This window comes from Roseibium sp. M-1, from assembly GCF_054515675.1.
In genome coordinates, this window is record NZ_CM137257.1 from 5270364 (window position 1) to 5291811 (window position 21448).

Annotated in this window: 20 protein-coding genes; 11 read left to right on the forward strand and 9 right to left on the reverse strand. The window is 61.5% G+C overall.

Annotated features, from left to right (window positions below; translation table 11 throughout):
* Positions 1-27: 27 nt before the first annotated feature.
* The 4 genes from ACX3M4_RS23895 to ACX3M4_RS23910 all read right to left on the reverse strand — a co-directional run bounded on the left by ACX3M4_RS23895 (position 28) and on the right by ACX3M4_RS23910 (position 2874).
* A complete protein-coding gene (locus ACX3M4_RS23895; RefSeq protein WP_459355467.1) occupies positions 28-870 on the reverse strand; it encodes a lytic murein transglycosylase in 843 nt (280 codons plus the stop codon).
* Positions 871-1120: 250 nt separating this feature from the next.
* Entirely contained in the window at positions 1121-1261 is a 141-nt protein-coding gene (locus ACX3M4_RS23900) for a hypothetical protein (protein ID WP_459355468.1), read from the reverse strand.
* Between the two features lie 78 nt (positions 1262-1339).
* Positions 1340-1660 (reverse strand): hypothetical protein, encoded by a 321-nt coding sequence (locus ACX3M4_RS23905; RefSeq protein ID WP_459355469.1) that lies wholly within the window; start codon positions 1658-1660, stop codon positions 1340-1342.
* Between the two features lie 425 nt (positions 1661-2085).
* A complete protein-coding gene (locus ACX3M4_RS23910) occupies positions 2086-2874 on the reverse strand; it encodes a GntR family transcriptional regulator (protein ID WP_459355470.1) in 789 nt (262 codons plus the stop codon).
* Between ACX3M4_RS23910 and dctP the strand changes: the two genes are divergently transcribed.
* The 4 genes from dctP to ACX3M4_RS23930 all read left to right on the forward strand — a co-directional run bounded on the left by dctP (position 2873) and on the right by ACX3M4_RS23930 (position 6619).
* Positions 2873-3859 carry a TRAP transporter substrate-binding protein DctP gene (dctP, locus tag ACX3M4_RS23915; protein ID WP_459355471.1) on the forward strand — a complete coding sequence of 329 codons (987 nt, stop codon included), beginning with the start codon at positions 2873-2875 and terminating at the stop codon, positions 3857-3859. The genes ACX3M4_RS23910 and dctP overlap by 2 nt on opposite strands.
* A 75-nt stretch (positions 3860-3934) precedes the next feature.
* Entirely contained in the window at positions 3935-4483 is a 549-nt protein-coding gene (locus tag ACX3M4_RS23920; RefSeq protein ID WP_459355472.1) for a TRAP transporter small permease subunit, read from the forward strand.
* On the forward strand, positions 4483-5799 hold the full coding sequence (locus tag ACX3M4_RS23925) for a TRAP transporter large permease (protein ID WP_459355473.1): 1317 nt from the start codon (positions 4483-4485) through the stop codon (positions 5797-5799). Before ACX3M4_RS23920 ends, ACX3M4_RS23925 begins: the two co-directional genes overlap by 1 nt.
* Positions 5800-5833: 34 nt before the next feature.
* Complete coding sequence (locus ACX3M4_RS23930) at positions 5834-6619, forward strand: maleate cis-trans isomerase family protein (protein WP_459355474.1); 786 nt, start codon at positions 5834-5836, stop codon at positions 6617-6619.
* Between the two features lie 397 nt (positions 6620-7016).
* Here the strand turns inward: ACX3M4_RS23930 and ACX3M4_RS23935 are convergent, their stop codons facing one another.
* The 3 genes from ACX3M4_RS23935 to ACX3M4_RS23945 form a co-directional block, all read right to left on the reverse strand.
* Entirely contained in the window at positions 7017-8558 is a 1542-nt protein-coding gene (locus ACX3M4_RS23935) for a tripartite tricarboxylate transporter permease (protein ID WP_459355475.1), read from the reverse strand.
* Positions 8559-8570: 12 nt separating this feature from the next.
* Complete coding sequence (locus ACX3M4_RS23940; protein WP_459355476.1) at positions 8571-9002, reverse strand: tripartite tricarboxylate transporter TctB family protein; 432 nt, start codon at positions 9000-9002, stop codon at positions 8571-8573.
* Positions 9003-9208: 206 nt separating this feature from the next.
* On the reverse strand, positions 9209-10198 hold the full coding sequence (locus tag ACX3M4_RS23945; protein ID WP_459355477.1) for a Bug family tripartite tricarboxylate transporter substrate binding protein: 990 nt from the start codon (positions 10196-10198) through the stop codon (positions 9209-9211).
* Between the two features lie 166 nt (positions 10199-10364).
* On the opposite strand from ACX3M4_RS23945, the gene ACX3M4_RS23950 reads away from it, so the two are divergent.
* Genes ACX3M4_RS23950 through ACX3M4_RS23960 form a run of 3 tightly spaced genes read left to right on the forward strand, consistent with a single transcriptional unit; the run spans position 10365 to position 13523 of the window.
* Positions 10365-11063 carry a response regulator gene (locus ACX3M4_RS23950; RefSeq protein ID WP_459355478.1) on the forward strand — a complete coding sequence of 233 codons (699 nt, stop codon included), beginning with the start codon at positions 10365-10367 and terminating at the stop codon, positions 11061-11063.
* Complete coding sequence (locus ACX3M4_RS23955) at positions 11035-12453, forward strand: sensor histidine kinase N-terminal domain-containing protein (protein WP_459355479.1); 1419 nt, start codon at positions 11035-11037, stop codon at positions 12451-12453. Before ACX3M4_RS23950 ends, ACX3M4_RS23955 begins: the two co-directional genes overlap by 29 nt.
* On the forward strand, positions 12450-13523 hold the full coding sequence (locus ACX3M4_RS23960) for an ABC transporter substrate-binding protein (RefSeq protein WP_459355480.1): 1074 nt from the start codon (positions 12450-12452) through the stop codon (positions 13521-13523). The genes ACX3M4_RS23955 and ACX3M4_RS23960 overlap by 4 nt, the downstream gene beginning before the upstream one ends.
* Before the next feature lie 280 nt (positions 13524-13803).
* Here the strand turns inward: ACX3M4_RS23960 and ACX3M4_RS23965 are convergent, their stop codons facing one another.
* Positions 13804-15909 carry a TonB-dependent receptor domain-containing protein gene (locus ACX3M4_RS23965; RefSeq protein ID WP_459355481.1) on the reverse strand — a complete coding sequence of 702 codons (2106 nt, stop codon included), beginning with the start codon at positions 15907-15909 and terminating at the stop codon, positions 13804-13806.
* Positions 15910-16178: 269 nt separating this feature from the next.
* Between ACX3M4_RS23965 and ACX3M4_RS23970 the strand changes: the two genes are divergently transcribed.
* From ACX3M4_RS23970 to ACX3M4_RS23985, 4 genes are read left to right on the forward strand one after another with little or no spacing between them, the layout of a single operon-like run.
* Positions 16179-17267 (forward strand): hemin-degrading factor, encoded by a 1089-nt coding sequence (locus ACX3M4_RS23970; RefSeq protein ID WP_459355482.1) that lies wholly within the window; start codon positions 16179-16181, stop codon positions 17265-17267.
* Positions 17264-18160, forward strand: coding sequence for a heme/hemin ABC transporter substrate-binding protein (locus ACX3M4_RS23975; protein ID WP_459355483.1), 897 nt, complete (start codon positions 17264-17266; stop codon positions 18158-18160). Before ACX3M4_RS23970 ends, ACX3M4_RS23975 begins: the two co-directional genes overlap by 4 nt.
* A gap of 1 nt (position 18161) precedes the next feature.
* Positions 18162-19295: a FecCD family ABC transporter permease gene (locus tag ACX3M4_RS23980; RefSeq protein ID WP_459355484.1), complete on the forward strand. Its 1134-nt coding sequence runs from the start codon at positions 18162-18164 to the stop codon at positions 19293-19295.
* A gap of 9 nt (positions 19296-19304) precedes the next feature.
* Positions 19305-20141 (forward strand): heme ABC transporter ATP-binding protein, encoded by an 837-nt coding sequence (locus ACX3M4_RS23985; protein ID WP_459355485.1) that lies wholly within the window; start codon positions 19305-19307, stop codon positions 20139-20141.
* Positions 20142-20356: 215 nt separating this feature from the next.
* Here the strand turns inward: ACX3M4_RS23985 and ACX3M4_RS23990 are convergent, their stop codons facing one another.
* Positions 20357-20896 (reverse strand): TlpA family protein disulfide reductase, encoded by a 540-nt coding sequence (locus ACX3M4_RS23990; RefSeq protein WP_459355486.1) that lies wholly within the window; start codon positions 20894-20896, stop codon positions 20357-20359.
* Positions 20897-21448 lie beyond the last annotated feature (552 nt).

Below are 21448 nucleotides of genomic sequence, written 5' to 3' on the forward strand. Positions count from 1 at the left end.
CTGCGTGCGTACCGCCAAGGGCTTCGCCTACTGCTGGATCAATTCGGCAGCGTAAGCGATTGCGCGCTGATAATTACCGCTGTCGTTCCATGTCGACAGGACACGGAAATTGGCTGACCCATCACTGAACGAACGTCCCGACTGCCACCCGTTGCGGCGCAGCATGTTTGCGGCCGTCGCAAGCGCATCGGCTGCATTGTTCGGGTCAGCACGGCCGTCGCCATTGCCATCCACGGCAAACCGGACCCAGTTGCCGGCCAAAAACTGCATGTGCCCAAGTTCGCCTGATGGTCCGCCCCGGCTGTTGTCTGAAAGAAGTCCCTGGTCGACAAGTTGAAGAGCTGCGATGGCATCGTCTTCAAAGCGCGGCGAACGACGGCAATAGGATGCCAGGGTCACCGCGCCGCTTACGACAGGCGTTTTCCCCGTGTATCCGCCCCAGCCGGTCTCATAGCCCCAGATTGCCACCAGGACGGAGCCCGGCACGCCGTAGCGCTTTTCAATGGACCGGAACAGTCTTGCGTTCTGGTTGAGCCGATGCCTGGCCCCCGAGACGAATGAATCCACGCTTGCAAACCGGCTTTTCAGGAACTGTTCAGGACTGCGATGGCGCATGCTGGATTGTGAAGCCGGATTTGATTCAAACTTCCACGTGATGCCGGAAAGCTTGGCCTGCTGCAGCGCTTGCAGACCGCGCTGGCCAACACCGGAGGAAGCAGCTTGTTGCGCCAGTTGTTGCTTGTAGGCTTGGAACTGCCCTTTGCTGGTTATGCAGGAGGCGGCCAGGGCTGGTGTTGTTGCCAGAAGCACGCCGGTAACGACCGCGACCAGTCGCAGCGTGGTCCGTCTTGGTGTCAAATCAATCTCCATCAACCCAGAAGCCCAAAGGTTAAACTGACTAGTACTTGCAATTCATGTCCATATCTTCGTCAACTTAAATTAGGATCAATCCCGGCGAAGACCAGGTGTTTTTCTGTGCAAAACGGCCGGGCGGACGGTCCGGAACGGAGGCCGGTCTGGCGCAGAGTGACAAGGCTGTTTCGCAAGACGTTCGACCTGGCGCGCCGCGCCTTCGGGACATAGGGTCCCGAGCTTTCGGCGAAGGCGTTTGCTTCTCCACTTACGTTCGTGTCGAGCAGCCGAAGAGCGTGTCCTTCTCGTTCTTGGTGATGCAGCGCTTGCGGGCATTCAGGATCTTGCCGAAGGCGATATGCAGGAAGCTGGAAGAGGGACGGCCGCTGCCGGGTGAAAATTGCTCCAATCAGGGGGAGATTGCCCAGGGTTCCATGGCCGGTGAGGTCAGTTACCGCTTTTGATATCCAGGCAGATCCGGGGTTGCTCATGAACGTGCGATTTGCACGATCGACGACTGACCGTTCCCTCGTTCGCGCGTGTATCGCATCCGGTCTCCGCAGTGCTCGATGATCTCACAATCGAGGTCGAGGAACTCCCCATCCAGCTCAGCGGTTCTGCAGAAATAGCCGTCCTCCCAGTACCAGCTTCCGGAGAGTGGACGGCCGTCGACATCGCCGGCGATCCTGCCGTCCTCGTGAATGATGAACCGAAGCCCTTCACTCGTGAGGGGGACTTCCGTGAATATCGCGACGAATTCCTCGCGTGTCGTCAACCTTTTCCAGGCCTGTTTCCCGGATGCGGGCATTGGACACCTCTTTGTCGCTTCGGTTGGCCACCTCGATGATAGAGCTTGCTGACGAGACTAGTGGTTCGATTCTGACATTTGCATCCCCTTGCTGCTAGCGCTGGAGCAAATGTCAGAATCATAAGAACCACTAGATAAATATATGGTTCTAGTGGAGCTTTTGAATTTGACATTTGAGCATCAGCCTAGCCGCGAGCGGGACTCAAATGTCAAATTCGCTCCACTAGCATTGAAATTTCCGTCAGTGAAATTGCGGGCGCAATGCGGATATCAATTACCGCCCTATGCTGCGCTGTCTAAATGGCCGCCGACTTTGCCGGCACGCTTCTCGATTTCGCACATTTGTTCGGGAATAGGTGATTTGAGGGTAATCTGTTCGGCACGAGTTCCGTGGATGACATTGGATGAGCAGGTGACAAGCGAGTTCAGCGGTTTTGCTCCCCAAGACCTTGCAACAAGATTGGCAGTCGTTGGCCTTGAAGCATCATGTGATCCCTCATGAGTTCGTCGGCGTGATCGCCTTCGCCGGCAAGGATGGAGTCCAGGATGGCTCTATGCTCCTCGACGGATTGTGCGAGGCGGCCACGAAGCTTGTACGGCATTGAGCGATAGGGATTTACGTGGGCTTCGATTTGCTCGAGTTGTTCCACGAGTCTCGAGTTTCCCGATGCTGTGTGAATGGCCAGGTGGAATTGCAAGTTTGCAAGCCCATATGCCTCGGTGTCCTCAGCTTCCGACGCCGCGACGCAAGCTTGAAACCCTGCCTGGATCCGCGACGCAGATTGAGCGGTACATCTTTTGGCAGCAAGCCTGCAGGCCATCCCCTCCAGTTCCGCAGCCACCTCGAAAAGATCCATCAACTCCTTAGCCGACAGGATCCTTACGAATGCGCCTTTGCGTGACCTCGTCTCCAGAAGTCCGCTTTCGACCAGAGATCTTACAGCTTCGCGAACGGGCGTACGGGATACGCCGAACCTTTCAGCCAATGCTGATTCCTCGAGCTGGTCGCCAGGGCGAAGAATTCCCTGGTGGATCTCGGTTTTCAGTTTTTCGATCAGTTGATCAGCTACACGCGCCATTTTCGGTCCTGTGGTCTGGGGCCCAAAATAGTCAGTGCAGGTTGGCATGTCGATGCCGAAAATTTCTATTTGCATTTTTATATTTTTTATATGTATACAGATAAACGTTAAATGGACGCACAGGGAGGAACTCATGCGACCTGATATGAAATCAATCGGGATCACCCTGGCAGCTTTGCTTGCTGTCAGTCCGGCATATGCCACCGAACTGCGCCTGTCGCATCAATGGTCCACCGGCGACGTCCGCCACAAGGTGGCGCAGATTGTTGCCGACGAAGTTGCTGCGGCCAATGTCGATCTCGACATCAAGATCTTTCCTTCGGAGTCGCTGCTGAAGGCGCGCGAGCAGTACAAGCCGCTCTCGCGCGGTCTGCTCGACATGACGGTCCTGCCGCTCAGCTATGCCGGCGGTCAGCAGCCCGCCTATAACCTGACCCTGATGCCGGGCCTCGTTAAGAACCACGACCACGCCGCCCGCATGAACGACAGTCCCTTCATGGAAGCCATCGAGGAGATCATGGCCGGGGACGACGTGATGGTGCTGGTGCATGGCTATCTTGCGGGCGGTTTCGCGGCCACCAAGACCTGCATCACCAAGCCGGAAGACATGCAGGGCCTGCAGACCCGCGCGGCCGGCAAATCCTTCGAGCAGATGCTTGCCGGGGCAGGGGCCTCCATCGCCTCGATGGCGTCTTCCGAGGTCTACAACGCCATGCAGTCCGGCGTCCTGGATGCCGTCAACACCTCCTCGTCGTCCTTCGTCAGCTTCCGCATCTACGAGCAGGTGTCCTGCTATACGCCCGCCGGCGAATATGCGCTCTGGTTCATGTACCAGCCGCTCCTGATGAGCAAATCCAAGTTCGAGAGCCTGAGCGAGGACCAGCAGAAGGCCTTGCTTGCCGCAGCCGAAAAGGCTGAAGCCTTCTATCTGGAGGAAGCCAAGAAGGAAGACGCGACCTCGGCGGACGTCTTCAAGGAAAACGGCGTCGAGATTGCGGCGATGACGGCGGCCGACTTCGAGGCCTGGCGGACGCTCGCCAAGGAAACCTCCTACAAGGCCTTTGTGGAGGAAACTCCGAACGGTCAGCAGCTTCTCGACCTGGCGCTTGCCGTCGAGTGACGCTTCGCTGTTTCGGGGCGGCCTGAACGGCGCCGCCCCGGAAACAACCTGATCCTTTCATTCAAGGAGTGACCCATGGCGGGCCACAGTACGGCTGCGATCGCGCATGCCGGCAACAATCCCTTTCTGCGCATCGTTGCCATGATATCGACCCTTGCCGGCTGGTGTTCGGCAACCATGGTCGTCGCGGCGGTCCTGATCACCTGCCAGATGATCTTCGTGCGCCTCGTGCTCAACGCGTCCACGGTCTGGCAGACCGAAGCCGTCATCTATCTGGTCATCGCGGCAACACTCGTCGGCCTTCCCTACGTCCAGCGTCTGCGGGGCCACGTGAATGTCGACCTGTTCCCCCTGTCGCTCGCGCCGCGGCCCCGGTACCTGATGGCCTGCCTGACGCTGTCCCTTTCGATCCTGATCGTGGCGATGCTGCTCTTCTACGGATCCGAGTTCTGGTACATCGCCTGGTCGCGCGGCTGGACCTCCGACACGGTCTGGGGCGTCAAGCTCTGGATCCCCTATCTCGCAATCCCCGTCGGCTTCGGCCTGTTCCTGCTGCAGCTGGTGGCCGACCTTGTCGCGGTCGTCACCGGCGTAGACAAGCCCTTCGGTCTGGAGGACAAATAATGGATCCGCTGCTGCTTGGCCTGCTGGTGGCGCTTGCCACGATCGTCGTCCTCTTTTCAGGCGTCTCCGTCGCAATCGGCCTCCTGATCGTTTCCGCCGGTTTCCTGGTGATCTTCGACGGTGCCCGGTCGCTGGAACTGATGCCGGAGATCCTCTTCGGCAAACTCGACAATTTCGCGCTGCTCTCCATCCCGATGTTCATCATCATGGGCGCGTCGATCGCTTCGACGCGGGCTGGCGCCGATCTTTACGAGGCGCTGGAGCGCTGGCTCACCCGGGTGCCCGGCGGCCTTGTCGTCTCCAACCTCGGCGCCTGCGCGCTCTTTGCCGCCATGTCCGGTTCGTCCCCGGCCACCTGCGCCGCCATCGGCAAGATGGGCATTCCGGAAATGCGCAAGCGCGGGTATCCGGACGGCGTCGCCGCCGGGTCGATCGCCGCGGGCGGCACGCTCGGCATCCTGATCCCGCCCTCGGTCACCATGATCGTCTACGGCATCTCCACGGAGACCTCGATCGGCCGCCTGTTCCTGGCCGGTGTCATTCCGGGGTTGATGCTGATGGGGCTCTTCATGGTCTGGTCGCTCTATTCGACCTGGCGCAGCGGCGACACCCGGGTTCTCAGTGCAGGGTCCTATTCCTGGGCGGAGAAGTTCGAGATCCTGCCGCGGGTCCTGCCGTTCCTCGCGATCATTCTCGGCGTGCTCTACGCCATGTATGGCGGCATCGCCACACCGTCGGAAACCGCTGCGGTCGGCGCGCTGCTCTGCCTGCTGATCGCCGTCATCATCTACAAGCTCTGGAACCCGGCATCGCTCTGGGTCGTGCTCCGCGACAGCACCCGCGAAAGCGTGATGATCCTCTTCATCATCGCCGCCGCCGGTGTCTTCTCCTACATGCTCTCCTCGCTCTTCATCACCCAGGCCATCGCCGAATGGATCGGCACGCTGGATGTGAACCGCTGGGTGCTGATGGCGGCCGTCAACGTGTTCCTGCTGATTGCAGGCTTCTTCCTGCCGCCGGTCGCGGTCATCCTGATGGCGGCGCCGATCCTGCTGCCGATCATCACGTCCGCCGGCTTCGATCCGATCTGGTTCGCCGTCGTCCTGACGATCAACATGGAGATCGGCCTGATCTCGCCGCCGGTCGGCCTCAACCTCTACGTGATCAACGGTATCGCACCGGACATTTCCCTGAAGACCATCCTGACCGGCTCCATGCCCTATGTCGCCTGCATGGTGCTCGGGATCGTCATCCTCTGCCTCTTTCCGGAAATCGCCACTTGGCTGCCGGATCTCGTGATGGACGCCGGGCAATGAACGGAATTTTTCCTCTAGTGAGAAGGAACAAACGATGACTTTCCGAACAAATTACCGTCGTGTCGGCCTGATTGTGCCGAGTTCAAACGTTACGATGGAAACAGAGATCCCTGCGTTGTTGAAAGCTCGGGAAAGCATTCTTCCGGACCGGTTTACCTTCCATTCGTCCCGCATGCGGATGAAGTCCGTCGTGAAGGAGGAGCTTGAGGCGATGGACGCCGACAGCGTTCGTTGTGCGGTCGAACTTTCCGATGCTGCGGTGGAAGTTCAAGCTTATGCTTGTCTTGTTGCCATTATGTCCATGGGGCTCGGCTATCACCGCAAATCCTCAGACAAGCTGCATCAGGCAACGGTTACAAATCTTTGTCCGACACCGGTTCTGAATTCGGCAGGTGCCTTGATAGATGGAATGAAGGCCATTGGCGCGCGCAAGGTCTCGATCATCTGTCCCTACATGAAACCTCTGACAAGATTGGTGGTTGATTACATTGAAAACGAAGGCATCGAGGTTCAGGACTTCCTTGCGCTCGAAATCCCGGACAACCTCGACGTTTCTCGCCAGGACCCAACGGCACCGGCTGAGTTGTGGCGCAAACTGGACCTGAATGGGGTAGATGCCATCGTTGCCTCGGCTTGCGTGCAGATGCCGTCTCTCCCGGCAATTGACATGATCGAACGCGCTTCCGGATTGCCGACTGTTTCGGCTGCTGTGGCAACGACCCGACAGATCTTGCAGAATCTCGGGCTAACCGAAGTCGCGCCGGGAGGCGGCGCACTGCTGTCTGGAGGATTGCTGTCGCAAGTTCCGCGGGTTGCCTGACCGGATTTTGTCGAGAGTTCAACGAGTTGGGAACCGGCCGTCTTTTGCGCAATCAATTGAGGAGAAATCCGTTGAGTTTGCAGGCCGGCTTCGGCAGCACAGAAGTGCAAAAGGCGACAGAGGTCCATGTGCTCGCGAAGGGGAGGCATGGGTACCTACACGATGAATCGAGGGCAGTGAGGTCTGGGTCTTATGACGATGCTGCGGCAATTCTGCTGTGAACTGCCCCAAGATGACGGGCGACAAATTCGCCCGCCAGACTTTCATCTTGGGATTGTACGAAATGCCGGTTCAGGTGATCAGTCGGCATGGCCTCGCCGGTGCTTTGCCGGCTCAAACAAAAAAACGCCCCCTCCAGCGGGAGAGGGCGTTTCGCGTTTGACGGGACGGCACGGGATCAGTCGACGAGCGCGCCTTCTTCGTCCTTGGCCATGCGGCGCATGCGGGCCTTCAGGATCTTGCCGAAAAGGATCGGCAGGATGAAGCCGATGATGGCGAGACTCCAGAGCCCGATGGAGAGCGGGCTGTCGGCCAGAACGATCCAATCACCGTTGCCGATAGTGAGTGCCCGGCGCATGTTGTTTTCCATGGCGTTGCCCAAGAGGGTGCCGAGAATGATCGGCACCAGAGGCACGTCGAGCTTCCGGAGTACCCAGCCGAGCACGCCGAAGCCGACCATGACCATCAGGTCGAAGGACGAGCCGGAAATGCCGTAGATGCCGACGAAGCTGACCATGGCGACGATGGGCATCAGGATGCGCGGCGGGATCAGCAGCACGCGGGTGAAGAGGCCGATCATCGGGATGTTCATGGCCAGCAGCATGAAGTTGGCGATGAAGAGCGCCGCGATCAGGCCCCAGACAACGTCCGGCTGCTGGGTGAAGAGCAGCGGGCCAGGGGTGATGTTGAGCGCCAGCAGAACGGCAAGCAGGACCGCGGTGGTGCCGGAGCCGGGAACCCCGAGCGCCAGCATCGGCACCAGGGCACCGCCGGCGGCGGCATTGTTGCCGGCTTCCGGAGCTGCGACGCCGCGCGGGTCGCCCTTGCCGAATGTGCCTTCCTTGTCGACCAGCTTTTTCTCGAACGTATAGGAGATGAAGGAGCCGAGGGAGGCGCCGGCACCCGGCAGCACGCCGGCGAGGAAGCCGAGGAAGCTGGTGCGCAGCATGGTCGGCGTGCACGATTTCAGGAGCGCGAAGCTGGGGATCAGACGGCCGATGGTGATCTTGCTGCTGTCGGCATCGGCCTTGCCGTGGCGGTGTTCCAGGAAAAGGAACACTTCGGAGAGGGCAAAGAGGCCGACGATGGCGACCAGGAAGTCGATGCCGTCGTAAAGATGCACTTCGCCGAAGGTAAACCGCGGCACGCCCGTCTGGGTGTCGACGCCGACGGTCGCAAGTCCGATGCCGAGCGCGGCGGCAAAGGCGGTCTTGGCCTGGTTGGTCGAGGCGACGCCGCCAAGCGTTGCAAAGGCCAGGGTAAAGAGGGCGAAATATTCCGCCGGACCGAACAGCAGCGCGATCTTGACGAGCTGCGGTGCCAGCAGGATCAGGCCCCAGGTGGCCAGGAACGAGCCGACGAAGGAGGCGACGCCCGACAGGGACAGCGCTTCGCCCGCACGGCCCTTCTGGGCCATCGGATAGCCGTCAAGGCAGGTCATCATCGCCGGTTCGTCGCCGGGAATGTTCAAGAGGATCGACGAGATGCGGCCACCATACATGGCGCCGTAATAGACCGACGTCAGAAGGATCAGCGCGGGTGTTGCACCGAGGCCAAGGGTGAAGGCCAGCGGGATGAGGATGGCGACGCCGTTCGACGGGCCGAGGCCCGGCAGGGCACCCATGATGGTGCCGAGAAAGCAGCCGAGCAGCGCCAGAAGCAGGTTCTGCCAGGTGAGCGCGATCACGAAGCCGTCGGCCAGAGAAGACAAGGTTTCCATGGGAAAGCTCCGTTAAAAGCCGAAAGGACCCTTGGCCAGCGACAGGCCAAGAACGAGGTGGAACACGGCATAGATGCCGAGCGAGGTCGCGCAGCCGGAGACCACGGAAGAGATCGGGCCGGAGCCGAGACGCCAGGTGAGATAGGTGGCGGCAAACGCGGTCGCGATGATGAACCCGAAGACCGGCAGCAGGTTCGCGTAGAGAAGCATCACGATAACGGCAGCGCCGACTTCCATAAGGCGCAGGAAGGAGGGCCATTCCGGCGCGGCATCGGGCCGGATGATGATGACGATGGAAGCCAGCCCGAGCACCGTTGCGATGATCAGGGGAAAGGCCTTCGGTCCGACGGCGTCGGACAGGAAACTTTCTTCAATATAGAGAGCGGCCCAGGCGTATCCGATTGCAAGGAGAAGCCCGACCAGCCCGAAGACGCGGTCGCTCATGATTACCTTCCTGCAGGCGGCTCCTCCCCAACTGGCGGCCGCTCTATGGTGTGATTGTTGTAAACGGCAAGATCACTGTGCCACCGGCGCATGAGACAATCCAGACCTTGCGGTTTGTCGCGGTCGGGTGCGCTACGTCCGGATGACGGCCGTTTCTTAAAAAAAGGGGGCACCGATGGTGCCCCCAAGGCAGGGAGATGGCGGTCTTATTTGATGATGCCGATCTCTTTGGAAATGTCCTGGATCTTCTGGACGGAAGCCGCCACGAATTCCTGGAATTCCGCACCCTGCAGATCGAGCGGAGCCATGCCGTTGGCGGCCATGATGCCCTTCCACTCGTCGCTTGCATAAAGGGTGGCGATCTTTTCCACCCACGCGTTGTAAGCGTCGTCGGACATGCCGCCCGGAGCGTAGAAGCCGCGCCAGTTAGCGCCGATGGCATCGACACCCTGTTCCTTGGCGGTCGGGAAGTCGGCGAATTCACCCGACAGGCGCTCCGGTGCCAGCACCGCGATCACCTTGATGTCGCCGCTGTCGACAAAGCCCTTGGCTTCGGAGATGTCGCCGGTGAAGGCCTGCACGCTGTCGGCCAGCAGCTGGGTGACGGCTTCGCCGCCGCCGTCAAAGGCGATGTATTTCACCGCGCGCACGTTTTCGATGCCATAGGCATTGGCAGCGATAAGGACCTTCAGATGGTCCCAGCCGCCAACTGCAGAGCCGCCGGCCACTGCGATGGAGCCCGGATCGGTCTTCATCTTTTCCAAGAGCTCGGGAAGGGTGTTGATCGGGCTGTTGGCTGCAACGGCGATCACGCCGTAGTCGGCACCGACGGAGGCGACCCAGCGGACCTGGTCCATGGTATTGCCCGGAAAGGCGCCCTGTGCCAGACGCGTTGCGGTCGCCGAGGAGGCCGCGACGATGAGGTCGTTGCTGTCGTTGCGCTTGTTGACCACTTCGGCAAAGGCAACACCGCCGCCGCCGCCGGCCAGGTTAACGACCTGCATGGTCTTGTCGATGAGTTTCAGGTCCTGAAGGGACTTGCCGACCTGACGGCAGGTGAAGTCCCAGCCGCCGCCCGGGTTTGCCGGTGCGATGCATTCCGGATTTTCCGGATTGAAATCGGCCGCCACCGCGCCGAGAGCGGATGCGCCAAGGAATGCGGCCGCCAGAAAGAGGCGGGTCGTCTTGAATGCCATGTTGTTTTTCCTCCACATGAGCCGGGCTTTTGCTAAGCCCTTGAGATCCGTCGTGCCGCTTGTGAAGCGGGTCCTCCCGACGGACATGAGATCAGCCTAGCGCCAAACCCTGTCACCAACCTGTCAACCGGCGTCAGGTTGCTTGCATGTGAAAAAAAGCCAAGCAATGGTGGGACATGGGAGGACAGATTCTTTGCGACTCTTGCTCGTAGAAGACACGTTTGACATGGCCGAGGCGATCATGATCCGCCTGGACCGGTCGGGGATTGCCTGCGATCTGGCCAAGACGCTGGAGGAGGCGCGCGCCTGCGTCGAGGTTCAGCAGTATGACGTGATCGTCCTCGACATCAATCTGCCGGACGGGCTTGGAACCGAACTCCTGAAGGAGATGCGCGTCCGCGGCGACCGCACGCCGGTCCTGATGCTGACGGCCGAATTTTCCGTCGACGACCGGGTGTCATCGCTCAATTCCGGCGCGGACGATTATCTGGTGAAACCCTTCGATCACCGTGAATTGGAGGCACGCTTGCGCGCACTTTACCGGCGCGAGCAGGGCGACAAGGCGGAAGAACTTGCGCTCGGCAATCTGACCTTCAACGCGTCCGCCCGCGTCGTGCGCCAGGACGACAGCCCGATCACGCTGACACGGCGCGAATTCTCGCTTCTGGAAATCCTGATCCGCAACCGCGGCAGGACGGTCAGCAAGGAGCGGCTGTTCGAAGGCGTGTTCAGCTTCCAGGACACGGATGTCAGCATGAATGCGTTGGAGCTCTATGTCGCCAGGCTGCGCAAGAAGCTTTCAGGCTCGACGGTTCGCATCGAGACGCAGAGAGGGCTTGGCTACAAGCTCGACGTCGATGGCTGATTTCTACCGCAGACTTGAGGCGACCTCGCTGACGGCGCGCGTCGCTTTCGGTGTCGCCTTCCTTCTTGTCCTCGGCGGGGTCATCGTCTCCATCGCCGCCTTCGCCTATGGCCGGGAGGCAGCCCGCAGCGCCTATGACCGGCTGCTTCTGGGCGCGGCCACCGGTATCGCCTCGGCGATTACCGTCCAGGACGGGCGGCCGGTAATCGAGCTGCCGGTCTCGGCCTTCGAGCTGCTCGCGCTCGCGCCCGACGACCGCATCGGCTACCGCATCATGGGGCCGGACGGCGAGACGCTGACCGGTTATGACGAGATCCTGCTGCCCGCCGGCCGGCGCGATATCGGCGAAGGGTTCTTCGACGGTCAGTTCTTCGGTGAGCCGGCACGGTTCACAGTCGTTTCGCGGCGCTTTGCCGAGCGCACGCTCAACGGCACCATCAAGGTGGTGGTCGGCCAGACCCTGCGCGCCCGCAACGACATGGCCTACGACATCACCCGCAAGGCGCTTTATGTGCTGGCCGCCTCGGGCCTTGCCATGCTGCTTCTGGCGGTGGTCGTGGTGCGCTCCGTCCTGAAACCGCTGCAGACCATTGCCGGTGGCCTGTCGGCGCGCGATCCGCACGACCTCACCCCGGTGGATACGGCAGTGCCGCGCGAGACTGCCGTCATGATCAACGCCCTCAACGGCTTCATGGCCCGGCTCGACAGGCAGATGAATTCCATGCGCCATCTGATTTCGGACACGGCGCACCAGCTGAGGACGCCGGTTGCAGCGCTTCGGGCGCAGGCGGACCTCTTCACCGACGAGGCGGATCTGTCGCGCAAGGAAAAGATCGTCGAACGCATCCAGACGCGCACGGCCAGCCTTGGCCGCCTGCTGGACCAGATGCTCAGCCAGGCGCTGGTGATCCATCGCGGCGACAGCGTCCGGCGCGAAAAGGTGGATCTGCGCGACATCGCCCTTGATGTCTTCGAGGCGGGCGATCACGCGGTGCTCAATCCGGAGTTCGACGTGCTTCTTGAGATCGGCGAAGCGCCGGTCATGGTTCTTGCCGATGAACCGTCCTTGAAGGAAGCGCTGAAGAACCTGCTCGGCAACGCGGTGAAATACGGCCGCTCGCCCGTCAGGATCGGCGCGTCGCTTTCCGGTGGCAAGGCCGGTATCTGGGTGGAAGACAGTGGCACCGGACCGGCGGCAGAGGTGCTGGCGGATCTCGGCGCACGCTTCAACAAGGGCACACTCTCCCGCCAGGCAAGCTCCGGCCTCGGCCTTGCCATTGCCCATTCCGTGGCGCTCGCCTTTGGCGGGGAGCTGGTTCTGAAAAAGACGGAGACCGGCCGCTTTCGGGCGGCTCTGCTTTTCGAGGCTGTCGTGGAGGTGCGCGCATGAAGATGGTCAGGCATCAGCTGATGGTCTGTATCGCGGTGCTGTCTGCGCTGCTCCCGGTCCGTGCTGCGCGTGCCCAGGAACTGATCGAGACCTACGGGCCTGCAGACGCGCAGCAAGTCCTGCAGCTGCGATCGACCACAGACATCGCGGTCTTCGGTCCCGTTGTCGAGACGTTTTTGAAGGCGCGGCCGGACTTGGGAGTCCGCTACGAGCAGTGGGGGTCTAACGAACTTTACCGGCTGACGCGGCGCGAGTGCCGCGACGGTGTGACGGGAGCGGACATCGTCATCAGCTCCGCCGTCCACCAGATGGTGAAACTGGTCAACGATGCCTGTGCCGCATCCTACACTTCGCGTCTGACGGAACAGCTTCCCGACGCGCTCAGATGGCGCAACGAACTCTGGGGCATCACGCGCGAACCGGCAGTGATCGTCTATAACCGCGAACTGGTGCCGCCCGGCGATATTCCGCAGACCCGTTTCGATCTGCTCGATCTCCTGAGGCCGACCGGCACGCCATATGCGGGGCGCGTTGCCACCTATGACATCGAGCAGTCCGGCCTCGGCTATCTTTTCGCCTTTGCCGATGCGCAGGAAGCGTCCACCTTCGGGGCCTTGCAGGAATCCTTCGGCCGCTCCGGGGCAGTGTCGACCTGCTGTTCCGTCGATATCATCGAGGGGGTTGCGGAAGGTCAGTACCTGATCGCCTACAATGTTCTCGGCTCCTACGCCCAGGGATACCAGCTCAAGGACGACCGGATCGGCATCGTGCTGCCCACCGATTATACCCTGGTGCTGTCGCGGGCCCTGATGATCCCGAAACAGGCCGGCAACATATCGGCGGCGGAGCAGTTTCTCGATTTTCTGCTGTCTTCGGAAGGAACGCTCGCCCTGCACACGGCGCTCCTGATCAGTCCGCTTCTGGAAACGGAGGAGGGCAACGAGGGCGAGGCACTCAGCTCCACGGCCTTCCGCCCCATCGGCCTCTCGCCCGCCCTGATGGTCGCCCTCGACGCGCTCACCCGCGAGACGTTCCTGCGCCGCTGGCGTTCGACGTTTCCGGGGCCGTGAGTGTTTGTCTTCAGGACTGCTTGTTCGTTCGGTTACGGCTGTGCCGTTCACCCCCATCCCTAACCCTTCCCCACAAGGGGGAAGGGGACTGCACAGTACCTATTCACTGGGTCCCGGGGCGAAAACACACCGAAGTTCGTGAGGCCAAAACCGCTGCGGCGAGCTTTGGCGCAAGTCCCCCTCCCCCTTGTGGGGAGGGGCTAGGGGTGGGGGTAGCCATCATCTCCACAAAACCAGAACCTTGCGGTTCTTCAACCGGCTTGTTGTGGTGTCCGATGCCTTACCAGCTGAACTGCTTGTTCATGCTCAGCTTGAAGGTGCGGCCGCGGGCCGGGTCGCCGGCAAGGTTGTTCTGGTAGTCCTTGTCGAAGATGTTTTCGACTGCAGCCCGAAGCTCATATCCGTTCAGGACACCGTCCTGGGGCTTCCAGCTGGCGAAGACGTCGTGGACGCCATAGCCGGCGAACGGCCCCGTTGTAGCACCGGTGTCGATCCCAGCCGCGAAGAGACCCCGCCAGCCGAATTCGAGGTCATAGTCGGGAACACGGCCACCGATCGTCATGGCCAGCGTGTCGGCCGGGATGGAGTTCAGATCCGTGCCTGTTTCCTTGTCGACGCCGCGCACAAGGCTATAGGCCAGTGTGCTGAAGACATATTTGGAGTTATAAGCTGCCTCCAGCTCCACACCCCAGATCTCTGCCTCGTCGATGTTGACGTAATAGGGGACTGCCGTCGACTGGCCGGTATTGGGGTTGGTCGAGATAAGGTCCTTCAGGTCGTTGTAGAAGGCCGTCGTCTTCAGCTGCAAGCCGTCCTGGTCCTGGATAACGTCGAAGAGGGAGAGCGAGAACCCGGCTTCCACCGCGTTGGACTGTTCCTTTTCAAGCGTCAGGCTGGCACTGCGGCCACCCGGGTAGGTGCGGGCTGCACCGGAGGTGGAAAAGAGCTCATCTAGGGTCGGAACACGTTCGGTATGGGCGACCGAGCCGAAGATTGCGAAGGTGTCGTTGAACTTGTAAAGAGCTGCCAGCTTAGGGGAAAAGGCGACGTCGGTCTGGTCGGAGGCGCCCGAAATCGAACTGTCCGGCGACAGGTTGACGAAGTCGACGCGGGCGCCCGGAATGAGGGTCAGGCGTTCGTTCCAGATGAATTCGTCCTGCACGAAGAAACCGACCTTGCCGTCGGTGCCTTCCGGATGGAACCCGATCGCGCCGCTTTCCGCATCCGCAATGCGCTGCTGATAGGAGGCCTGGGTGCCGACGGTCAGGAAGTTCTCGAAGGACGATCCCGAATATTCGAAGGTGTTCTCGATCTTGCCCTGCCAGGTCCGGTAGGCATATTCGGTGTCGTCGAACAGCTGTGAGGGGATCGTGGAGGTGGCGTTTTCCTGCTCCACCGTCGTGTCCGAATAGGTCAGTGTGACGTCGAGATCCAGGAAATGATTGTCCGAGGCGGGATTGTTGTAGCGGAGCACATAGGTCTGGTCAGTGATGTCCCGGTCGATCTCACCGAAGGCAAGGGTCCCCGTCTGCGAATAATCGGTATCGTCAGCGGAGCTCTGCCAGCGCTGGTAGGAGAGGCGGACAGACTGTTCCTTGTCGGCACCAAAATAATGCGTGACCTTGGCAAGGTCCGAATAGGCGTCGAAACCGGAACCGCCGATAATGGTGCCATCGCCGGTCTGGTAGTCGTCGGAGCGGCGGAAGATGCCGTTCAGCAGCACTTCGGTATTTTCGGCAATCCTGGCGGCAATGATCCCAGAGGTCATCAATCCAGCTTCGTTGCTGTCATACATGCCCTTTGCACGAACGGCGACGGTTTCGCCGTCGGCCAGAAAGTCGCTCGCATCCTTAGTGGTGAAGCTGATGACACCACCGATGGCGCCGGAGCCGTAAAGGGTCGAGGATGCCGGCCCGCGCAGAACCTCGATCTGCTTGTAAAGCTCGGCGTCGGAGAAGAACGAGCCGACGCGGTATTGTTCATAGAACTTGTTGGCGCCATCCACCGTGACGATGATCTTCGATTCGTCCGCGGAGCCAAGGTCGCCGATTCCGCGGATGTTGAAGGATTGGCCGCCGATGCGATCGCTGCCGATCACCGTTACGCCGGGAACGTCGCGGAAGACGTCGCCGATCGTCATGGCCTGTTCGTCGTCGATGGCCTCCTGGCCGAGAACGGTAACAGCCTGCGGCGTATCGATAGCGACCTTGTCGACACCTGCGCCGACCACGATCTGCTGTAGCAACGTGACCGCGGTTTCCGGCGGCTGGTCGTCAGTGACGGGTGTGGCCGGGATTTCCTGCGCCGCCGCGCCGTGAATATTAGCTATCACCCAAAGGGCAACCCCACCCATCAGGCGGGTGTTTCTCAGCTTCTTCAGCCCCATCAAATTTCTCCAAGAGTGCGCGTTGGTCGCGTCCTTTTCGCTGCCTCTCAAACAGCGTTTATAAACATGAGTCAGTGACTCAGGTATTGATCGTCTAATGAAACATGACTATAGGAGTCAAGTATTAGATCGTGGCTGGCGGTGAAAACCGGTTCTTTGGAACTGTTCCAAAAAAATCCTTTGAGCTCATGAACTTATTCAGAGGCTCATGGAAAATGCAGGACGGCGGCGGACGAGAGAAAGAGCTTGAGCCATAGAAGGCAGGACCCATGACGACCGACCAGATCACATCTGAAACGAGGCCCGGTGCAGCCGAAATCCGGGCAGCACGCGCGCAGAACCCGAAAATGCGGGAACGCGACCTGGCGGGTATTCTGGGAATTACCGAAGCCGAGCTGGTCGCCAGTTTTGTCGGTCACGGCGTGCGCCGGATCGAGCCGCGTTTCGACGATCTCTTCCCCGGCCTGCAACAGGCCGGCACCGTCATGGCGCTGACGCGCAACGAAAGCGCGGTGCATGAGAAGATCGGCCCGTTCGAGAAATTCGTGAACGGCAAGCGGGCGGCGCTGATGCTGGGCGAGCAGATCGACACGCGCATGTTCCCGGCAAACTGGGTACATGGTTTTGCGGTCGAAAAGGCCGATGGCAACGACGTCCGCCGCTCGCTGCAATTCTTCGATGCGTATGGCGATGCGGTCATGAAGGTCCACGCGCGCCCGGAGACGGATCTGGACGCCTGGGACAGGCTGGTTGTGACGCTGCTTGCGGACGACCAGACGCCGGACGTGCTGCCGCAGGTGAGTGCAGCCGAGCCTTTTAGCCGCAAACTGCCCTCCGAAGGTGCTGAAGCGGTACTGCGCGACCGCTGGAAGGCGATGACCGATCCGCACCAGTTCCATGGGCTGTTGAAGGATCTCGATCTCGACCGGGTCAGCGCCTTCGAGCTCGCCGGAGAGACCTGGGCCTGGCCGCTGGACCGGGGCGCCGTTCCGGCACTTCTGCGCCTGGCAGCCTCGGAGCGTATTCCGATCATGTGTTTCGTCGGCAACCGCGGCTGCATCCAGATCCATTCCGGTGCCATCGAAACCGTGATGGACAAGGGCCCGTGGATCAACGTCATGGACCCGACCTTCCACCTGCATCTTCGGACCGACCACATCTACGAAGTCTGGGCGGTGCGCAAGCCTGCCGATATCGGCCATGTCACGTCCATCGAGGCCTATGACAGCGACGGGCAGCAGATCATCCAGTTCTTCGGTGTGCGCGGCGAAGGCAACGTCGAGCGCGCCGATTGGCGGGGTCTTGCCGAAAACCTGCCGCGCCTCGACCAGGCCGTGAAGCTGGGAGCTGCCGAATGAGACAGTATGCCCGCAACCGGATCTGCAGCCTGAGCGCCGCGCTGGCGCTGACGGCGGCCGCCTTGCTTGCTCCGGTCCAATCGATCCTCGCGGAGCCGGCCGCCGGCCAGGACGCCAGCCGCATCGTCGCCATCGGCGGATCGGTAACGGAAATCGTCTTTGCCCTCGGCGAGCAGGACCGGCTGATCGCACGCGACACCACCAGTGTCTTTCCCGCAGAAGCCAATGCGTTGCCGGATGTCGGTTATATCCGTGCGCTGTCTCCGGAAGGGGTTCTGTCGGTCGATCCGGACCTCATTCTCATGCTGGAAGGCAGCGGTCCGATTGAAACCGTGGATGTCCTGAAGAAGTCCGGGGTCACGATTGCCGATGTTCCTGAGGCTTATACGGCGGCCGGCATCGTCGCCAAGGTCCGCACGGTCGGCGAGGCCCTTGGCGTTTCCGACAAGGCGGAGCCGCTGGCCCAAAAGCTGGAGGCGGATCTTGCGGCGGCACATCACGATGCCGAAAGCCGGACCGAAGGTATCCGCGTCCTCTTCATCCTCTCCACGAAGGGCGGCCGCATACTGGCATCAGGCAGCGATACGGCTGCCGACGGCATTCTGAGGTTGGCCGGTGCGGTGAACGCCGTAGCCGATTTCTCCGGCTACAAGCAGCTCAGCGACGAGGCGATCCTCAGCGCCGCGCCGGACGTGGTGCTGATGATGGACCGGACCGGCGACCATGGCACGGATGCCGAAACCCTCTTCAGCCATCCGGCACTGGCGGAAACGCCGGCGGGCAGGAACAGGCAGCTTATCAAGATGGGTGGCCAGTATCTGCTCGGCTTCGGGCCGCGCACCGCTGAAGCCATTCGCGAGCTGTCGGGTCATCTGGCCGGGATCGGCAGTTGAGATGAGCGACGCCGCCCTCGCCAGCCGTCCCTCAAGGTTTGCCCTCCGGAGCGAGCGGGCAAGTGCTGTGCATGGTGACCGCGCCCCGCGCGCCCGCGCCGTCATTTTCTTGCTGGCGGTGCTGGCGGGAACGGCAATGCTCGCCAGCCTCGCGGTCGGGCCGATTGCCGTGCCGGTTCTGGATCTGGTGCCGCATTTTCCCGGCTACCTGGCAGGCCAACTTGACGCTGCGCCGGAAGGTATCTCGGCGCGGGACTGGATCGTCGTCATGGAAATCCGCCTGCCGAGGGTGGTGCTGGGAAGCTTGATCGGGGCATCGCTGGCTGTCTCCGGCGCGGTGATGCAGGGGCTCTTCCGCAATCCGCTGGCAGACCCGGGCATCGTCGGCGTTTCGGCGGGGGCGGGTCTCGGGGCGGCGCTCTTCATCGTGCTCGGCAACGCAGCCCTGGCACCGGTCATGGCGCTCCTCGGCATCTATGCCGTTCCGCTCGCGGCCTTCGCCGGGGGGCTCGTCACAACGCTGCTGCTCTACCGGATCGGCACGCGGGGCGGGGTAACGTCCGTCGCAACCCTGCTGCTGGCCGGCATCGCGCTCGGCGCGCTGACCGGGGCGATCACCGGTCTGCTTGTCTATGTGGCCGACGACAATCAGCTCCGCGACCTGCAGTTCTGGGGGCTCGGTTCGCTCGCCGGGGCCAACTGGGAGAAGGTTGCCTCCGCCGGGCCTATCCTGCTGGCGATGCTTGCAAGCGTGTCCTTCCTGGCACGCGGGCTCAACGCACTGACCCTTGGCGAGGCGGCGGCCGGACACACCGGTATCCGGGTTCAGCGGCTCAAGAACTTCTCCATCCTGCTTGTTGCGGCAGCGACCGGCGCGTCTGTTGCTGTCAGCGGCGGCATCGGCTTCGTCGGCATCGTCGTGCCGCACTTGCTGCGGCTCACCATCGGGCCGGATCACCGCTACCTGCTGCCGGCGGCGGCTCTGCTCGGCGCGCTGATGCTGCTCGGTGCCGACACGCTTGCCCGCACCATCGTCGCTCCGGCCGAGATGCCGATCGGCATCATCACCGCCTTTGCCGGTGCGCCATTCTTCCTCTGGATCCTGCTGCGCAATCGCGGCCTGATGGGGCTTTGAGGAGACGCCATGCTGCACCAGGCAATCACAAAAGCTGCCACGGTCTCAGGCCTCGTTGTGAACGCGGTCAGTGTTTCTGCGGGCAGGACCAGGATTGTTCACGATCTCTCCTTCGAGGCTCGCGCCGGAAGAATGCTGGCAATCATCGGGCCGAGCGGCTCGGGCAAGACCACGCTGATGCGGGCGATGACCGGGGAAACGGCCTATGCCGGTTCGATCAATCTTGCCGGGTATGAAGTCCGTGGGCTCGGCCCGGAGGTTCTGGCCGCGATGCGCGGAGTGCTGCCGCAGGCCAGTGCAATTTCGTTTCCGCTGAATGTGATGGAAGTGGTCGGTCTCGGCCTGACGGGCCTGCGTGCCGACAGGCGTCTGCGGCAGCAAAGGATTGCCGAGGCGCTGGCGAAAGTCGGTCTTTCCGGCTTCGAGGGCCGCGGCTACCAGGATCTCTCCGGCGGCGAGCAGCAGCGGGTGCAACTGGCCCGGGTGCTGTGCCAGGTCTGGGAACCTCTGCCACAGGACGGCCCGCCGCGCTGGCTGTTTCTGGACGAGCCGGTCTCCAGCCTCGACATCAAGCATCAGGTGCAGATCATGAAACTTGCCGCCGGTTACGCCAAACGCGGCGGCGGGGTCATCGCGGTGATGCACGACCTCAACCTCACTGCGGCCTTCGCCGATGACGTGCTGGTGATGCGTAGCGGTGAGCGCCTTGCCTTCGGTGCCCGGGACGTGGTGATGACAGCGGAGCTGCTGTCGGAGGCCTATGACTTTCCGCTGGAAATTCTGGAGCGCGCGCGTGCGAGGCCGGTCATCGTGCCGGCAGGAGGAGAAGAAGCACCGGGTCGTTGAACCGGTGCTGCGGACGAAGCCAGCCGAACCTTCCAGCTGACCGTTTTGCCCCTGTAAGCTGCCGCACATTCAGTGTCATCCCCGTGAAAACGGGGGGCATAAGCAATTGATTGTCCAAAGAATTTTCCCGGGAGTCCAGGGTTCCCGATCTTCGCTGCGCTTCGTCGGGGATGACTGCAGAGAGTGAGGCTGGAGATTGGAGGAGTTACCCAGGCTCAGACTTTCCCCAACGACCTCAACGCCGCCAACATGTCGTCCGAATCCCAGACCCTGTCGCCGATGGCAGCGCGCTGGACCTTGCCGGAGCGGTCAAGGAGGTAGGTCACCGGCAAACCGTGCAGGTACCAGACGGAAGCCATGGAGTTCCTGGGGTCGCTGAGGAAGGTCATGCCGTCGTGGTCGATCTCGCCCAGAAACCGTACAATCCGATCCTGGCTGTCGCCGACATTGACGGCAAGGACACTGAAGCCTTCCGGGCCGAGCTCCCGGGAAAGACGCGCGAGCCCCGGCATTTCCTTTCGGCATGGCGGACACCAGGTTGCCCAGAAAGAAACAAGCAGCATCCGACCCGAGTAATCCTCGATCTGGTGGGGCTTCCCGGAAAGATCCGGCAGGTCGAGTTTCGGCTGGATGGTGAAGGCAGGTTCGATCAGGCCAAGCCGGAAGAGCTCGTCCTCCGCCGCAAGAGTGGTGAGGGGAAAGGCCGAGAACAGCGCGCCCGCTGCCAGTAGCTGCCGCCGGTTGATGATGCTCATATGCTTGTCCTGCTTGCTGACAGTCCGGAATGACTGACGAATGATGAGGCTTCAGGCCGAGCTGCACCACCCTCTCTCCCCCCTTGCGGGGCAGGGCGATCGCATTTGAAATATTTCCTTGCTCGGTGCGTTTGACAGATCACGACGGTGTCACCCCGGACAAGCGAAGCGCAGATCCGGGGCCTACCCGCAGAGCCACTTGCCGAAGCACGCAAGGTTTCATGAAGACGTGGCCCCCACTCCAGCTCTCTGGAAACGAGTGGGCCCCGGGTCTCGCGATGCTCGCCCGGGGTGACACCAGTGTTTTCTGAATGACTGTTCCAAATGCGATTGCCCCCCTTGCGAGGGAGATGTCTCCGCGAGGAGCCAGAGGGGCGTGACGGCCTGTCGGAATTCTTCGGCTGGTTCGGTTTTCGCGGCGAGGGGCACCCCCCCTCTGTCCGGTTCCCGGACATCTCCCCCGCAAGGGGGGAAAGGGGAGCAAGCGGATATGCCGCGGCAGGTTCAAGACCTCCGAGCCTAATGGTGCTTTCTGCACCAAACTCACTGTGC